Origin of the sequence: Exiguobacterium sp. s145 (assembly GCF_018618835.1) — a bacterium.
Lineage (GTDB): Bacteria > Bacillota > Bacilli > Exiguobacteriales > Exiguobacteriaceae > Exiguobacterium_A > Exiguobacterium_A artemiae.
Genome location: NZ_JACSMV010000032.1, coordinates 1 through 15,559, shown reverse-complemented (window position 1 = coordinate 15,559; position 15,559 = coordinate 1). Strand labels below are relative to the sequence as shown.

General features: G+C 48.4%; 7 protein-coding genes and 1 riboswitch. Of the genes, 2 read left to right on the top strand and 5 right to left on the bottom strand.

The window, feature by feature from the left end; all coding sequences use genetic code 11:
• Positions 1–116: 116 nt before the first annotated feature.
• The gene (locus KNQ07_RS15630; protein ID WP_214767898.1) at positions 117–2,864 is read right to left on the bottom strand and encodes a chitobiase/beta-hexosaminidase C-terminal domain-containing protein; all 2,748 of its coding nucleotides are present in this window, start codon (positions 2,862–2,864) and stop codon (positions 117–119) included.
• Between the two features lie 742 nt (positions 2,865–3,606).
• Here KNQ07_RS15630 and KNQ07_RS15625 point away from each other — a divergent pair.
• Positions 3,607–5,640 carry a thioredoxin domain-containing protein gene (locus KNQ07_RS15625; protein WP_214767896.1) on the top strand — a complete coding sequence of 678 codons (2,034 nt, stop codon included), beginning with the start codon at positions 3,607–3,609 and terminating at the stop codon, positions 5,638–5,640.
• Positions 5,641–5,838: 198 nt separating this feature from the next.
• Complete coding sequence (locus tag KNQ07_RS15620) at positions 5,839–9,417, top strand: SH3 domain-containing protein (protein ID WP_214767894.1); 3,579 nt, start codon at positions 5,839–5,841, stop codon at positions 9,415–9,417.
• Positions 9,418–9,537: 120 nt separating this feature from the next.
• On the opposite strand, the gene KNQ07_RS15615 is transcribed toward KNQ07_RS15620, so the two are convergent.
• Genes KNQ07_RS15615 through kdpA form a run of 4 tightly spaced genes read right to left on the bottom strand, consistent with a single transcriptional unit; the run spans position 9,538 to position 14,877 of the window.
• Positions 9,538–10,623, bottom strand: coding sequence for a universal stress protein (locus KNQ07_RS15615; protein WP_214767891.1), 1,086 nt, complete (start codon positions 10,621–10,623; stop codon positions 9,538–9,540).
• A complete protein-coding gene (locus tag KNQ07_RS15610; protein ID WP_214767888.1) occupies positions 10,620–11,141 on the bottom strand; it encodes a potassium-transporting ATPase subunit C in 522 nt (173 codons plus the stop codon). Before KNQ07_RS15610 ends, KNQ07_RS15615 begins: the two co-directional genes overlap by 4 nt.
• 14 nt (positions 11,142–11,155) lie before the next feature.
• The gene (gene kdpB / locus KNQ07_RS15605; protein ID WP_214767885.1) at positions 11,156–13,219 is read right to left on the bottom strand and encodes a potassium-transporting ATPase subunit KdpB; all 2,064 of its coding nucleotides are present in this window, start codon (positions 13,217–13,219) and stop codon (positions 11,156–11,158) included.
• A 17-nt stretch (positions 13,220–13,236) separates the two neighbouring features.
• A complete protein-coding gene (gene kdpA / locus KNQ07_RS15600; protein ID WP_214767882.1) occupies positions 13,237–14,877 on the bottom strand; it encodes a potassium-transporting ATPase subunit KdpA in 1,641 nt (546 codons plus the stop codon).
• Between the two features lie 322 nt (positions 14,878–15,199).
• A riboswitch (cyclic di-AMP (ydaO/yuaA leader) is annotated at positions 15,200–15,352 on the bottom strand.
• Positions 15,353–15,559: the final 207 nt, after the last annotated feature.

Genomic DNA, 15,559 nt, shown 5'->3' with positions numbered 1-15,559 from the left:
GCAAAAACACCTCCGATATTAGTACTTTTTAAAAGTGTACCACTCCGAAGGTGTTTTATATTGTCTCAAAATTTTAGGTTAGCCCAAATTAAGTCCGCTTTTTTTAATACAACCGCTTAGTATTTCGTTGTTTCTTTTAATTTGTAACCATTCGACAGTTCAAGCCAAATCGTTTTGCCTTTTTTCGTTTTTACCTGGATATACGGACGTCCTTGAGAAACACGGAGTTCAAGTAAATCACCTTGTTGATCGGCATGTGTTTCGCTCGCTTTGTCCCATTTCCCGGCTAGTTTACGTTCGATGAAGATATGGTTCCCTTTTTGAACGGCACGCCATTTTCCGATTTCCGCTTTTCCGTTAACGGCGACAGCACTTTCCATCCCTTGAATCGAAATGATGGCTGGATCGTGGTCACTCGCGCTACCGTCTGCTTCCATATAATCCGAGTTGATGTTGACGATATCAGAAGACGTATACGGCTTCAGGTTTTTTGAAATCAGAACATGGTCGAGAACCTGTGCGTTTCCGTTATAGACGTAAGAATAACGTTCCGATTTCGGAAGATCATCCACTGTATTCCAAAGGTTGTCGCCTTTTAAGATATCCAGTGTTTTCGAGAACTGGAAGTCATTCAAGTCACCGAGTACGACGACATTTGAATCTTTGACTTCTGTTTCCAGTTCATTAACGAAGTTTTGGACGATTCCGGCAATCGCATGACGCTGTACTTCACTCTTACGAACGACCGGCTGATTTTTACCAAAGTCTGCTCCATCGCCGCCTTTAGAGTTAAAGTGGTTGACGATGACATGATACGATTCGCCTTTGAAGATGAATTCTCCGACGAGTGGTTTACGTGAGCTGTCGAAGTTTGGATCGTTCGGCTGAATCCGACCCGGGTTGTTCGTCAGCTTACCGTTTTCGACGGCAACGGCTTGTGTCGCTGTTCCTTTTACGCCTGGTGCAAGTGAGACACGCGCCGGATTGTAGAGGAAGCCGACACGGATGTTTCCGCCCGGTTGTCCACCGTCTTTTTTATCTTCCGGTGCGATATCCGTATACGCATAGCGGACACCTGTTTTCGCTTCGATTGCGGCAATCAATGTCTCAAACGATTTCGATGCATCGACCGTACCGCTGTCTGTCGCACCATCGTTATCCTGCATTTCTGTCAAACCGACGATATCTGGTGTTTTCAGGAATGTCGCGATACCTTCCGATACACGATCGACTTTTCCGGCATCTGCCGTCGAAGCAAAGTTTTCCACGTTGTATGAAGCAACTGTCAGACGCGAATCGCCCGTTTCAATGTTCGTCGGTTGACGATCGACTTCACTCGTAATCAGCTTCGGCAGATCCGCTGCTTTCGCGAGTACTTTATACGCCGAATAGTTATAGCTCATGACCCCTTCGATTGTTCCTTCGAAACGGTCCCCTGATTTCGCACGGTACGAGCTGCTGCCCATTTCAACGAACAGTCGCTCCGGATTGGCGTTATCTTCTGTCAGAATTGGTGTACCGCGTTTCGTATAGATTTTATCTGCTGTTTGCGTACGAACTGGAATCGTCCGGTTGGCCTGTGGTCCCGTAACGATGGCATTCGGAAGTGCGACACGCATCCCCTCCACACTTTCGTATAGATCAATCGCATCTTCAGCCGGATCAAATTCAGCAAATGAATCGTTGTCGATGACTTTCGTCGGAATCAAGACACCGTTTTCCCCGAGAACGATACTTGCCGGCAATCCTGAGTTCAATGCGCCCTTCACAAGATTGACGGTACTGATTTCCGTCACCGCGAGATCCGTATCAAACTTGTCGCTGTATCCGCCAAGCAACCATTCCTTGACGTATCCTGTCGTTGCAACGGTCTGTCCGACGGCTGCGCCGTGGTTCTTCGCATACACTAAAATTCCTTCAGACGTTTTACTGTTGTTATCCGGATTTGGATCCTGCATGTAGAAGTTATTCGCATCAACGATATACGTGACGACACCGGTCGTCCGGACGAGTTGATCCGCGTATGGTGACGTGTGGGCTACCCCTTGAATGCTGCTGATTTTCGTGATGGGTGGTGCGATGTAATATTTGAACGTCGATACGGCAGATGTTTTACCGTCTTTAACCACAACCGCTTGGATCGTGACTTCGTCATTGATTGTAATCGGTCCAGAATAAACAGGGCTTTCTGCTGTCGGTGTCGAGCCGTCGACTGTAAAGTGGATCGTTCCCTCGCCCGTCAGTGTGACTTGATCGCCGCGTTTGACTTCTCCGACGGGTGATGCTGTTGGTGCGACCAAGATGTCTCCTACTTCAGCAACATGTGTCCCGAGATCCGTCAACGTATCGACCGGGAAACTTGTCCATTGCGACGGTTCATATGTTTTTGATCCTGCTGTGACATTTGTCTTTCGAACAAGTGTCGTATCTTTCGCAAAGTCCGTGCTCGATCCGACGGGTCCGATGATATCAAGGACTTCTTCCCCTTTTTTCAGGGCAACGGGATCATTTCCGTTGAAGTTCAGTGAACCGGTTGTTTGTTGCGCTTTTCCCTTGATGTCTGCGTTCGCGCTTGAATTGGCGATCACCAACGTTTTTCCCGGTTCAATCGTGCCGGACAATGTGATTTTCGCTTCCGAAGGTCCACCGTTCGTATATTGGACAAGTGTATAATCGGCTAAATTAATGATTTGCCCCGAACCATTATAAATCTCAATCGCTTTATTGTTGCTCGATCCTTCTATGTACTCAGACAAGATGACGCCTTCGCCTTCTGCCCCGACCGTAATGCCTGCTTGCGGAAGAATTCCTGCAGTTAATGCGCCGACCAATGCCCACTTCCCAAACGTACTGACGTTCTTCATGATGTTACCCCCTATGAATTTTCTGACACTTCTTCATATTATCAGATATATTTACGGATAGTGTATATTTTGTGTAAAAAAAGACCTTAATATTCGTAAAAGAATTAATTGTTAACGCTTACAAAAATTAATCATTCGTCTTTACGTTACGAAGAAACACGAAAGACAGACAATTGCTTAAAAAAGGGCATAAAAAAAACGCCTTTTCAGCGTGTGTGTTTTTAGGTGTCATGAGAATCGAGGATACAGGTGATCAAAACACCTGAAACGACGAAAGCCCTACCTCTCTTTCGTTGTTACGGCTCCTTGGCCGCGCCAGCTGAATCAAGCGTTTTAGCAAGAATCAAGTTACGCGTTGGGTTGCGTATTTACTGGGATTTTTAGAATTTCGCTCGGAATGAGCTGAAAAGTATCGAATGGAAGGTTTATCTTGCTGGGTCAACTTCTTCTAGTTGAACAGAAGAAGGACAAAATAAAAGCGATGACTTATGTCTGACTCATTTGTCAGTAAGGTCTAAAAATCCTGACCTGATTATTAAATTGTGTATTTAAGTGAAAGATTCTCACATGAGTGATCATCCCCGATTCATGACAAAATTTAATATAACACATTTTATTTTATAAAGTCAATTTTTTTTTCATCTTCCTATTTTAAAGGACTGAACGAACCGTTGATTCCCCCTTTCAAAATCGGTATCGTTAGGGAGATGACATTACTATAGAAGAAACGAGGTCAAAAGAGATGGCTACGAATCGATTGATCCATGAAAAGAGTCCTTATTTATTGCAACATGCCGAGAATCATGTCGACTGGTATCCATGGGGGGAAGAAGCATTCGCCACGGCCCGGGCGACCAATAAACCGATTTTCCTGTCGATCGGCTATTCGACGTGTCATTGGTGCCACGTCTTGGCGCACGAAAGCTTTGAGGATGAAGAGACCGCCCGTCTGCTCAACGACCGTTTCATCTCCATCAAAGTCGACCGGGAAGAACGTCCGGACATTGATCAAATTTATATGACGGCAGCCCAACTGATGAACGGTCAAGGGGGATGGCCGCTCAGCGTCTTTATGTCGCCTGACCAAACCCCGTTTTACATCGGGACCTATTTTCCAAAAACGCCGCAATTTAATCTTCCCAGTTTCCGGCAGGTCGTGCTGCAACTGAGTGAACATTACCGGACGGATCCCGAAAAAATTGAACGGGTCGGCACTGAAATCAATCAGGCCCTATCAAACGTCCTTCATGGTGACACCTCGGGTCAACTTGACGAGTCACTCGTTCACGACACCTTTGACCAGGCGATGCGGCAATTTGACGTCAAAAACGGCGGATTTGGTGAAGCACCAAAGTTCCCTTCTCCTTCCCTGCTGACTTTTTTGCTTGATTATCATCGCTTTGCAGAAGACGAGACCGCCTTACAGATGGTCATGCGGACGTTAACGGCGATGCGCGACGGCGGAATCACCGATCAAGTCGGCTTTGGTCTTTACCGGTACACCGTCGACGCCCGTTGGGAAACGCCACATTTTGAAAAGATGTTGTATGATAACGCCTTGTTTGCGACGGCTTGCATCGAAACGTTCCAAGCTTCCGGGCGCGAACGGTTCAAACAGTATGCGGAAGAAGTGTTTACGTATATCGAACGGGATTTGTTATCGCCGGAAGGAGGATTCTATTCGGCGGAAGACGCGGACAGTGAGGGACGGGAAGGACTGTTCTATACCTTCACCGCTGAGGAACTGACCACGTTCCTTGGGGAAGAGGCCTTGTTCCCGCTGTATTACCAGGCTACTCCTGGCGGTAACTTTGAGGGGCGGAATATTTTCCGGCGGACCGACCACTCTCTGCAGGCGTTCGCCGCTGAACAAGACATGCCTGTTCGCGACGTCGTGCGCCAACTCGAACGGGAACGACAGACGTTACTTCGAATCCGCAGCGCGCGGACACGTCCGTTTCGGGACGATAAAGTCTTGACGTCTTGGAACGCTCTGATGATTTCCGCTTATGCCAAGGCCGGACGGGTTTTTGCCAATCCACATTACACGTCAGTCGCGGAACGTGCCTTAGCGTTCCTCGAGACCCGTCTGATCGATGGCGATACGGTTCGAGTCCGTTACCGTGAAGGTCACGTGCAAGGAAATGGATTTCTCGATGACTACAGCTTCTTGACGGAAGCTTATCTGGAACTGCATCATACGACACAAAAAAGTCAATACCTCCATGCTGCCCTCTGTCTGACGGAACGGATGCTCCGTGATTTTGGAGACTCCAACAGCAGCTTCTTCTTTACGTCTGTTAATGATGAAACCTTATTGGTTCGACCAAAGGATCTGTACGACGGCGTCACACCCGCTGGAAACAGTACAGCAGTCTCGAATCTGTTGCGTCTGTCCCAACTGACCGGTCGGACGAGTTATCGGGACGCGGCCCATCAGATTTTTGCATCCGTTGCGCTCGAAGTCAAAGCACAGCCGACCGGATTCGCCAGTCTGATGAGTGCCTACGTCCGCACCTTAATGCAGCCAAAAGAGCTGATCATCCTGACCGACACCCAGGAAGCAGTCGAACCTTTTTTATCGCAACTCCTGGTACAACGCATACCGGAATTATCGCTGCTCGTCGGCAAAAAGACGGACTTGCTGTCCATCGCACCTTTTCTCGCGGACTATGAACCAATCGATTCAGCTCCAACCGCTTATCTCTGTCATGATTTTCAATGTGACCGTCCGACAACACACCTCGAATCACTGCTTCAAGAGCTTAATTCCTGATCCTACACCCTTCTGTTTTCTAAAACAGGAGGGTTCTTTAAAAAACAAAACCCCTTTTTTCAAAAAAATCCTAAATATACTGTAGATAAATGTTTTATTGTCGATAGTAAGAATAGGCAAATTAATTTCACACCTTAGAATTGACATCCTAGAGCCCGATACGTCTTCGGACGAATTCTAACTAGGAGGATACGATCTTTGAACACGACACTATTCACGAAAACCTTGAAGATGCTGGTCAGCTTCATCCTGGTCCTCGGTGTATTTGTTTCTTACAGCCCCTCATCCGAGGCCGCAACGACAAAAGCAACGACCTATCGTCTGTCTGCCGATACTTATCTGTACGACAAGACGACATCTTCACGGAAACGCCTGTTGACGATCAAGACCGGAACTATCGTTTCATCCACGTATGAATCCGCTTCTTTCAGAAGAATTTCATACAACGGAAAAACGGGATATGTCGAGTCAAAATATCTAACAGCATACGACAAAAAAGAAACGATTAAAGGACAACGGTTCCTCGTTTCAAAAAAGACGCCGCTTCACACGGCTGCGTCAACAACTGCTCCTGTCACCGTGACATTAAATGAACAGGATGCGTACTACACTTCACAAAAAGTCACGAATTCAATTGGAGAAGTCTGGTACCGTGTCAAATATGACGAAAAGACTGGTTACGTCCGTTCCCTGAATGAAAAGCCGATCAGCTATACGAATTTACCAAAGACAACGTTAAAGACAACGGATAGCTATATCCTACGTCAATATGCCGGCACAGGGTATAAACGCCAGCTCGTCATACCGACGGGAACAGCCTTGCAAACGGCTGGACGAATCGGTGACTGGTATAACGTTACCTATGCAGGCAAATCTGGCTATATTCATAAAGCAGCCTTCGTCAGTTCATCTAAAAAAGACGTCACGACGATTCTGGAAACGGCCTTCAAGACAAAAACCACTCTCGCTTTGTACGATGCGACGGATGGAACAAAACGTTCGCTCGTCACGATCCCAAGCGGAACGATCGTCAAATCAACGGCACGGTCTGGTCTGTATCATCGTGTCACGTACAATGGGAAAACAGGTTACGCCTTAACTGCTTCCTTGACAGAATACACAGCGACCGTAAAATTAGACCCATCACGCTTCTTGTTATCAAATGCTGTCGCAATCAAATCGTCTCCGCTGTCATCGAGTACGACGATTGCTAGCTTACAAACCGGTAATGTCTACTACACGACGTCACTCGTAACGAATCCAATCGGCGAACAATGGCACAAAATCTCAAAAGATGGCAAGGTCGGTTATGTTAAAGTCAATCAAGGAAAGGCCATCAAGTATCAACCCGCCCGCGATCTTTTGTTAAAAACAACGACCACTACAGCACTTCACTCGTATGCTGGTCCTTCTTACGGAGTCGTACAAATGATTCCAAGTAATACCGTCATCAAGATCCAAGGTCAAATTGGAAACTGGTATCAAGTATCATACAATGGAAAATCTGGTTATACGTCAGACGCCACTTTTACCAATCATGTAACGACAAAATCAATCCCAACAACAAACTTCAAGCTTAAAACCGACGTAGCGATGAAAGCCGCTCCAAAAGCGACGGCAACAACCGTCACGACGTTCAAAACGAACGATATCTATCAAACGAATCAACTCGTCACGAATGGTTCATCAAAATGGCACCGGGTGACGAAAGACGGTCAAACGGGATACATCCCGATTGATCAGGGTACACCGGTTTCCTATACACCGGAAAATATCGCGATGAAGACAATTTCTACTACAACACTGCGTACATATGCAGGTAACTCGTATGCGACGACAGCAACAATCACGGGGGGGACAAACGTACAGGTCATTGGAAAAATCCAAGACTGGTACAAAGTATCGTCAAGCGGTAAAACAGGTTATGTGTCTGCTGCAACATTGATGGAACTAGTCACGAAGAAAACGCTCCATCCTTCACAATTCGTACTATCCAGATCAATCGATGTGAAAAAAAATCATTACTCAACAGCTGATACGTTGACAAAGCTAACAGCCAGTGACATCTACTATACGACACAACTTGTCACGAACGGTCGTTCTGAGCAGTGGCATCAGATGAAGATCAACGGAAAAACCGGTTATGTCCGCATCAATCAGGGGACACCAATTTCCTACAAAGCAGTATCAGCGACGAAGTATAAAACGTCGGCTGCGACCCTACTCCGTTCATACGCCGGTCCGTCTTACGGTGCCGTCACGACAATTCCTAGCGGGACTGTCATTACGGTAACTGGACAAGTCGGCAACTGGTTAAAAATCACGTATGCCGGAAAAAGTGGTTATGCTGCTGCTTCGACATTAAATGAGTTTACCGAAACAAAGACGATCCCAGAAGTACGTTTCTTGCTTGATGCATCCATCGCTGTAAAAAGTGATGCGAAAGATTCCGCAAGTACAATCGCCACTTTAAACAAAGGAAATGTCTATACAACAAAAACATTGATTGTCACGCCTACAAATAGTCAATGGCATCAAGTCACTGTTAATGGAAAAAAAGGCTACGTCAAACTGGGTCAACCAACTTCACCAATTGGTTATAAACCGATTAAAAATTCGTTTGTTCGGGCAACAGGAAAGACTTTACTCCGGTCCTATGTCGGAGATGCGTATCAGCCGGTTGCTTCCGTTTCACTCAACACCGTCTTGCCGGTAACAGGGAAAATCGGTAACTGGTATGAAGTTTCCTACGAAGGGAAGAAGCTGTATGCGTACAGTGGGACACTCGTCATGACATCGTCCAAATTAAATATCTACAATTCAGTGGCGACGCCTTTTACGTTTGATAGTTTCATCAGTGCACAATTGAAACTAAATCCACCGCCGCAAACGGATCTATATTCTTCGAAGTTGATGTACGTCAGCTCGAGTTATGTCCGACTAGGCGGAGCACCTAATGCCGTCAATGGAACACTTGCAACAGTCATAGCGACAACACCACTCAACATCCGGTCCGGCGCAACGACAGCAAGTCATGTTTACGGTCAATTCAAACCGCAAGCGATGATCAAGGTGTATCAAAACGTCAGCGGATTCTACACGACATATCCGCGTATCTATACATCGACTACACGCTATTCGACGATTTATTGGTTAAATGCGTTGGAAGCAGATGTCCGTAACGCGGCAGATCCGCTGAAAGTGGATCGCCAGTCATCGGCGTACTATCAATTCCTTGATTTATCAAAATCAACGGGCGCTACAGCCGCGACACTCAACAAGATCCTTGCGACAAAAGGCATCTTCGGGAAGTGTTCAACCGGCAGTTGTGGACAAGCCTTCATCGATGCAGGCGCCAAATATTCGCTGAACGAAGCGTACTTGATTTCACACGCTTTGCTTGAGACAGGCAACGGTTCTTCGAAATTAGCAACCGGCGTCATCTGGAATGGACGGACCGTTTATAACATGTACGGCATCGGCGCATATGATTCTGATGCTATCAACACAGGAGCGGAATATGCATACAAACAAGGCTGGTTCACACCGGAAGCGGCAATCATCGGTGGTGCTGAATTCATCAGTACGAAATATGTGCATAATCAATATGATCAAAACACCCTCTACAAAATGCGTTGGAGTCCGATGCGTCCTGGTGTTCATCAGTACGCGACGGATATGGGCTGGGCCGTCAAACAAACGACTCAGATCTATAACCTGTATCAACAGATGGAGAGCTACACGGCTGTCTTTGATATTCCGGTCTTCGCCCGTTAAACACAACAAAAACATCGAGGCATTGAATCAATCGATTCGTTGCCTCGATGTTTTTTTGTACTTCCATCGTCCCCGTCTGACGGAAGACATCTCCTGCATTTACGCGGAAGAGACATCCTGTCAGACTTGATCATCGGCGACGATTTGCAGATCGATGCCCCGGTTTTGCCGCATGATCTGATTGACGATCGAGCCGCGCCGGATTTCCTGCCAGCGGGTCCGGGCGGATTGACCGAGTACGATTTGGGTGATGCGGTGATGCTTCGCGACCGCCGTGATGATCGTCGCGATGGAGCGTTCTCCTTGAATGCGGATCAACACTTCGGCGTCGAATAAGGACCCGCTCTCACGTAACATAGCGAGGACTTCTGCTTGCCCTGCCGACAGCTTATTCTCTGGTCCTGGTAGAATCGTCAGGATATACAGGTCTGCTTTTAGGCGACTCGCCATCCGAAATCCCCGGTAGATCAATTTCCGGGCATTTCCGTTTAACTGAACACAGACAAGAATTCGTTCCTGTAACAGCTTCGGATCTTTTTCGATCAACAACCGCGTCTGATAAACTTGATCGTCGACCTCGTCCGCGACTTGCCGGAGCGACAGTTCACGCAGACTCGCCAAGTTTTGCAGTGAAAAAAACGAGTTCAAGCTTTGTTCAATTTTTTCTTTTCTGTAGATTTTCCCCTGTTCGAGCCGTTCGCGCAACGTCTGTGGTGTGACATCGACCAGTAAAATTTCGTCCGCTTCACCAAGGAACGGGTCCGGAATCCGTTCCCGGACCTCGACCCCCGTCACTTCCTTGACTTTAAACAGCAGACTCTCGAAATGTTGGATGTTGACGGCTGAATAGACATTGATGCCGGCATCAAGCAGCGCCGAAACATCTTGATACCGTTTTTTGCGGATGGATCCCGGCGCATTCGTATGCGCCAATTCGTCAATCAGGACGATATCCGGTTGCCGGGCGATGATGGCGTCGACGTTCACTTCGAGAAACACCTTGTCCTTGTACAACACTTCCAACAACGGGACCTGCTCCAAGGAGCCGATCATCGCGGCTGTTTCACGTCGACCGTGTGTTTCAATCAATCCGAGAACGACATCCCGCCCTTCCTCGATGATCATTCGGGCGTCGGCGAGCATTTTATACGTCTTTCCGACACCAGGAGCTGAGCCGATATACAGCTTCAGCTTTCCTCGTGTCATGACTGACTCCGATCAAGCGCCAGATTCAGCAATAGCACATTTACGTACGCATCATTTCCTGCTTCTTGATCAATCAACCGCCGGACTTCGTCACGCGAGAGATCCCGTTCGGTTGCAATACGATTCACTTGTGCCCGTGCATAGTCGAGCGAGATGTGCGGATCGAAGCCAGAGCCGGATGTCACGCGGGCATCGTCCGGAAGCGAACGTCCGTCCTCTTTGGACTGTTCCTGTTGCTCGTTGATCTTCGTAGTGAGCTCCGGGTTGGATGCTGCTAGGTTATCCCCAGCAGATGCTCCCGCTAATTGATCGACTGCCGATGGACGTCCATGGAAATACTGCTTCGACGTGAAGGGTTGGGCGATCAATTCCGATCCAATGAATTTTCCGTTTTGTTGCAAGAGTGAACCTGCTGCTTTATCGGGTACGAGCAACTGACCAAACAGGGTCAGTAACGCGGGAAAGACGATCCCGCATAACGCTGCGATGAAGACCGTCACACGTATGGCTTGTTTCATTGTCCTTTTTCTCCTTATAGGATGCTTGCGAGCAAGACATCGATGATTTTAATGCCGATGAACGGTACGATGACCCCACCAAGACCGTAGATCAATAAGTTCCGTCCGAGCAGCTGATCCGCTGTCATTGGCTTATAGGAAACACCCTTCATCGCGAGCGGAATCAGCATCGGGATGATGATGGCGTTAAAGATCAAGGCCGAGAGGATTGCGGTCGTCGGTGAATCGAGTCGCATGATATTGAGCAATTCCATCTCCGGAATCGCGACCATGAACATCGCCGGGATGATCGCAAAATACTTCGCGACATCATTGGCAATCGAAAACGTCGTCAAGGCGCCACGCGTCATCAGCAACTGCTTGCCGATTTCGACGACCTCGATGATTTTTGTCGGATTGGAATCGAGATCAATCATGTTCGCCGCTTCTTTCGCCGCTTGCGTCCCGCTGTTCATCGCAAGACCAACGTCCGCTTGCGCCAGTGCCGGTGCGTCATTCGTACCGTCTCCGGTCATTGCGACCAAATGTCCTGCCGCCTGCTCCTGTTTGATGACACGGATTTTGTCTTCCGGTGTGCATTCGGCGACGAAGTCATCGACACCGGCTTCCCGGGCAATCGTCGCTGCCGTCAACGGATTATCACCGGTACACATGACTGTTTTGATGCCCATCTCACGCAGACGGTCGAATCGTTCCCGCATCCCCGGTTTCACGGTATCTTTCAAATAGATGACACCTAAGATCGTCTGATCGATGGCGACGACGAGCGGTGTCCCGCCGAGACGGGCAATCTGATCGACCGTCGTTTGAAGGTTATCCGGAATCACACCACCTTGTTCCGTAACCCATTGTTGAATCGCTTGCCCCGCTCCTTTACGCACGCGGCGCCCATCTGTTAAATCGAGTCCCGACATCCGGGTTTCAGCCCGGAACGGAATGATTTCCGCTCCTTGTAACTTACCCTGATCAACCGGCATGTTTCGCAGTCCTGCCAGTTCGAGGACCGAACGTCCTTCCGGCGTTTCGTCTGCGAGCGACGAGAGGATCGCGCCTTCAAACGCCGCTTCTGGCGTCACATCGCCGACCGGTGTGATGTCGGATGCCATCCGGTTCCCGAACGTGATCGTCCCGGTCTTATCAAGAATGATCGTTTGAATGTCCCCTGCTGCTTCAACGGCTTTCCCGCTCATCGCGATGACGTTGAAGCGGGTCACCCGGTCCATCCCGGCAATCCCGATTGCGGATAATAATCCGCCGATCGTCGTCGGAATCAAACAGACGAGCAAGGCAATTAAGATCGGACCGGACAATTCAAATCCCAGATAGTTCGTGAAGACGGGTAAGGTCATGACGACCAGTAAAAAAATGAGTGTCAAACTCGTCAGCAACGTCGACAACGCCAACTCGTTCGGCGTTTTTTGACGACTCGCCCCTTCGACCAAGGCAATCATCTGATCGAGGAACGATTCCCCGGGATTGCTTGTGATCCGGACTTCGATTTCGTCACTGACGACGAGTGTTCCACCGATGACGGACGAGAAATCGCCGCCGGCTTCTTTAATGACCGGTGCGGACTCGCCGGTAATGGCGGATTCATCAATCGATGCCAGCCCTTTGATGATTTCCCCGTCCCCCGGCACGTATTCACCGGTCCGAACGAAGACGATGTCCCCTTTGCGCAATGTCGTGGACGAGACTTTCTCAATCATCTGACCAACCCGTTTGCGCGCCATGACATCGGCTTTTGATGCCTTCAGCGAATCCGCCTGTGCTTTCCCGCGTCCTTCCGCAATCGACTCTGCAAAATTCGCAAACAGCACCGTCAAGAACAGGATGATGCTGACCGCCAGATTGAAGCCACGCATCTCATCGATGAAAACCGTATACCCGATTGCCATCAGGCAACCGATCCAGACGACGAACATGATCGGTTGCTTCACCATATGCACCGGATTTAACTTTTTAAAGGCATCGCGTGTCGCTTGTTTCGCAATCGATGGATTGACGGCAGATTTGGATTCTCTTTCAGGAATGTGCGGTTCCTGCTCAGTTGGTTGGTATTTTACTTGTTCCATCATTTCTCATTAGCTCCTGTTCACATCGTCAGCCAATCCGCGACCGGTCCAAGTACGAGCACTGGCAAGAATGTCAGCGCACCGACGAGTACGACCGTACCGAGGAAAACTGTGCCGAAAAGTGGGGTATCTGTTTTAAACGAAAATTCATCTTGTGGAACGGCCGGTTTTGCCTTGAGTGATCCGGCAATCGCCAGCATCAGAATCAGCGGAATGTAGCGACCGAAGAATAAAGCAAACGACGTCGAGGCATTCCAATACACGTTGGCATCGCCGAGCCCTTCAAAACCAGAGCCGTTGTTGGCCGTCGCGGATGTAAATTCGTATAAGACCTGCGACAGACCGTGATACCCGGGATTCGAAATCCCAGCGACTCCTGGTGCGACGTACATCGAGACCGCTGTCCCGACGAGAATGAGGAACGGTGGGACGAGCAAGGTGATGGCCATCAGTTTGACTTCAAATGTCTCCAGTTTCTTGCCGAGGAAAGTTGGTGTCCGACCAATCAACAGCCCCGTCAAGAAAACAGCAACGAACGCATACAACAGGACATTCAAGAAACCGGCACCCGTTCCGCCGTAAACGACGTTCAGCATCATGTTCCCAAGTTGAATCAATCCGGCAAGCGGATGGAGCGAATCATGCATCGCATTGACCGCACCGGTTTCGGCGGCCGTCGTAATCGAACTGTACAATGCTGTCCCAATCTGTCCGAACCGAAGCTCCTGACCATGTGCGGTCGGATTTGCGAAAAGACTGCCGGCCATGCCGAACGTCATCATGACAAACAAGATCGTCATCACGCCGAGGAACAGGCGGCCCTGTTTGGCCGAACCGATAATTTTTCCGTAAGCAATCGGAAGCGACATCGGAATCAGCAGCATCAAGAACATCTGGATGAAGTTGACGTATTGGTTCGGGTTCTCAAACGGATGCGCTCCGTTGACACCGAAGAAACCACCACCGTTATTCCCGAGCTGTTTGATAACTTCAAACGCAGCGACCGGTCCACGGTAAATCAGTTGCTTTGCTCCTTCAAGCGTCGTGACGCTGACAGCACCGCCGAACGTCTGCGGCACACCAAACAGAATCATCACCAGTCCAAACAAAAACGAAATCGGCAACAGAATCCGGACGATGAAACGAATGAAGTCGGCATAAAAATTACCGAGCGGCTTGTTCGCGAGTCCGCGAATGACTGCCATACAAACGGTGAATGCCATCGTCGGTGCGACGAACAACATCGTTCCGAGGACAAACGTCTGTGACAGATACGATAACGCTTCACCCGAATAATGTTGCTGGTCCGTATTCGTCATGAAGCTGATCGTCGTATGCAGGGCGGTCGACCAATCCAGATTGACAGCTCCGTTCGGATTCAGGGGTAAGCTTCCCTGGAAACGCAGTAGCAAGTACCCTCCGACAAAAAATAACAAGTTGACGAGCAACAGACTTTTCGAATAACCGACCCACGACTGGTCTTGTTTTCGTTCATCAACACCGAGAACAAGCAAAAACCGCCGTTCGATTTTGCCGAACGAGTCCATTTTCCGGTCCTCGACAGGTGCAAAGTAGGTTCCGATGTAACGTCCGAGCAAGACGGCTGCCCCGAGTGAGATGACGAGCAAAATCCAAAATTGGATAAAAAATTGAGTCCACATGATTTGTTTCTCCTATGCGATTAGAATTTTTCTGGATACATCAGACAATAACCAAGATACAAAAAGACGAGACAACCGGTAGCCAGTAAAAACCATGTCATTTGCGGTCACCTGCCCGCCACTGGACCCGTTCAATCCAATCAATCATCAGATACGAACTTCCGAAAAAGAAGATGAGTAACAATACACTCCACAGTTCACCCATTTTGAAATTACCTCCATATTATTCAATATTTTTACAATTAAACACGGCAAAAAGACGATGTGAGGCAGTAACGGCCCCAGCATCGTCCTAAAAAATTGGCATCACTGAATAAGAGTCGTTCCCTCCTAAAAACGCCTGCGAGGTTAGCTGTCGGATTCGGGCATACCTAGGATTTCGCCCTACTTCTCTGTTCTGAGAAGATTCACCCCGTGTCACGTGTCGTGACGGTTGGGTCCCCCGCTTCAATCATGAACTCGGCGTACTTTGAGATCGAAGCATTAACATGTTAGTGTTCGTTGATGAGATGGATATTACTCCGATTATTTGAGGTTGTAAAGCGAATTTCAAAAAAAAATATAGTCAGACTTTTTGATGACTTCTTTTATAAGACGAATTGTAATATTAAGTGCAACACCTAGCTGAAAACACAAAAAAAACCCATAACGGCCTCGTGTAGAATAGAGTTACCACACAAAA

Excerpts from the sequence above, each read along its gene's own strand:
- KNQ07_RS15630 (WP_214767898.1), bottom strand. The coding sequence starts at position 2,864 with ATGAAGAACGTCAGTACGTTTGGGAAGTGGGCATTGGTCGGCGCATTA.
- KNQ07_RS15625 (WP_214767896.1), top strand. The coding sequence starts at position 3,607 with ATGGCTACGAATCGATTGATCCATGAAAAGAGTCCTTATTTATTGCAA.
- KNQ07_RS15615 (WP_214767891.1), bottom strand. The coding sequence starts at position 10,623 with ATGACACGAGGAAAGCTGAAGCTGTATATCGGCTCAGCTCCTGGTGTC.
- KNQ07_RS15610 (WP_214767888.1), bottom strand. The coding sequence starts at position 11,141 with ATGAAACAAGCCATACGTGTGACGGTCTTCATCGCAGCGTTATGCGGG.
- kdpB (WP_214767885.1), bottom strand. The coding sequence starts at position 13,219 with ATGATGGAACAAGTAAAATACCAACCAACTGAGCAGGAACCGCACATT.
- kdpA (WP_214767882.1), bottom strand. The coding sequence starts at position 14,877 with ATGTGGACTCAATTTTTTATCCAATTTTGGATTTTGCTCGTCATCTCA.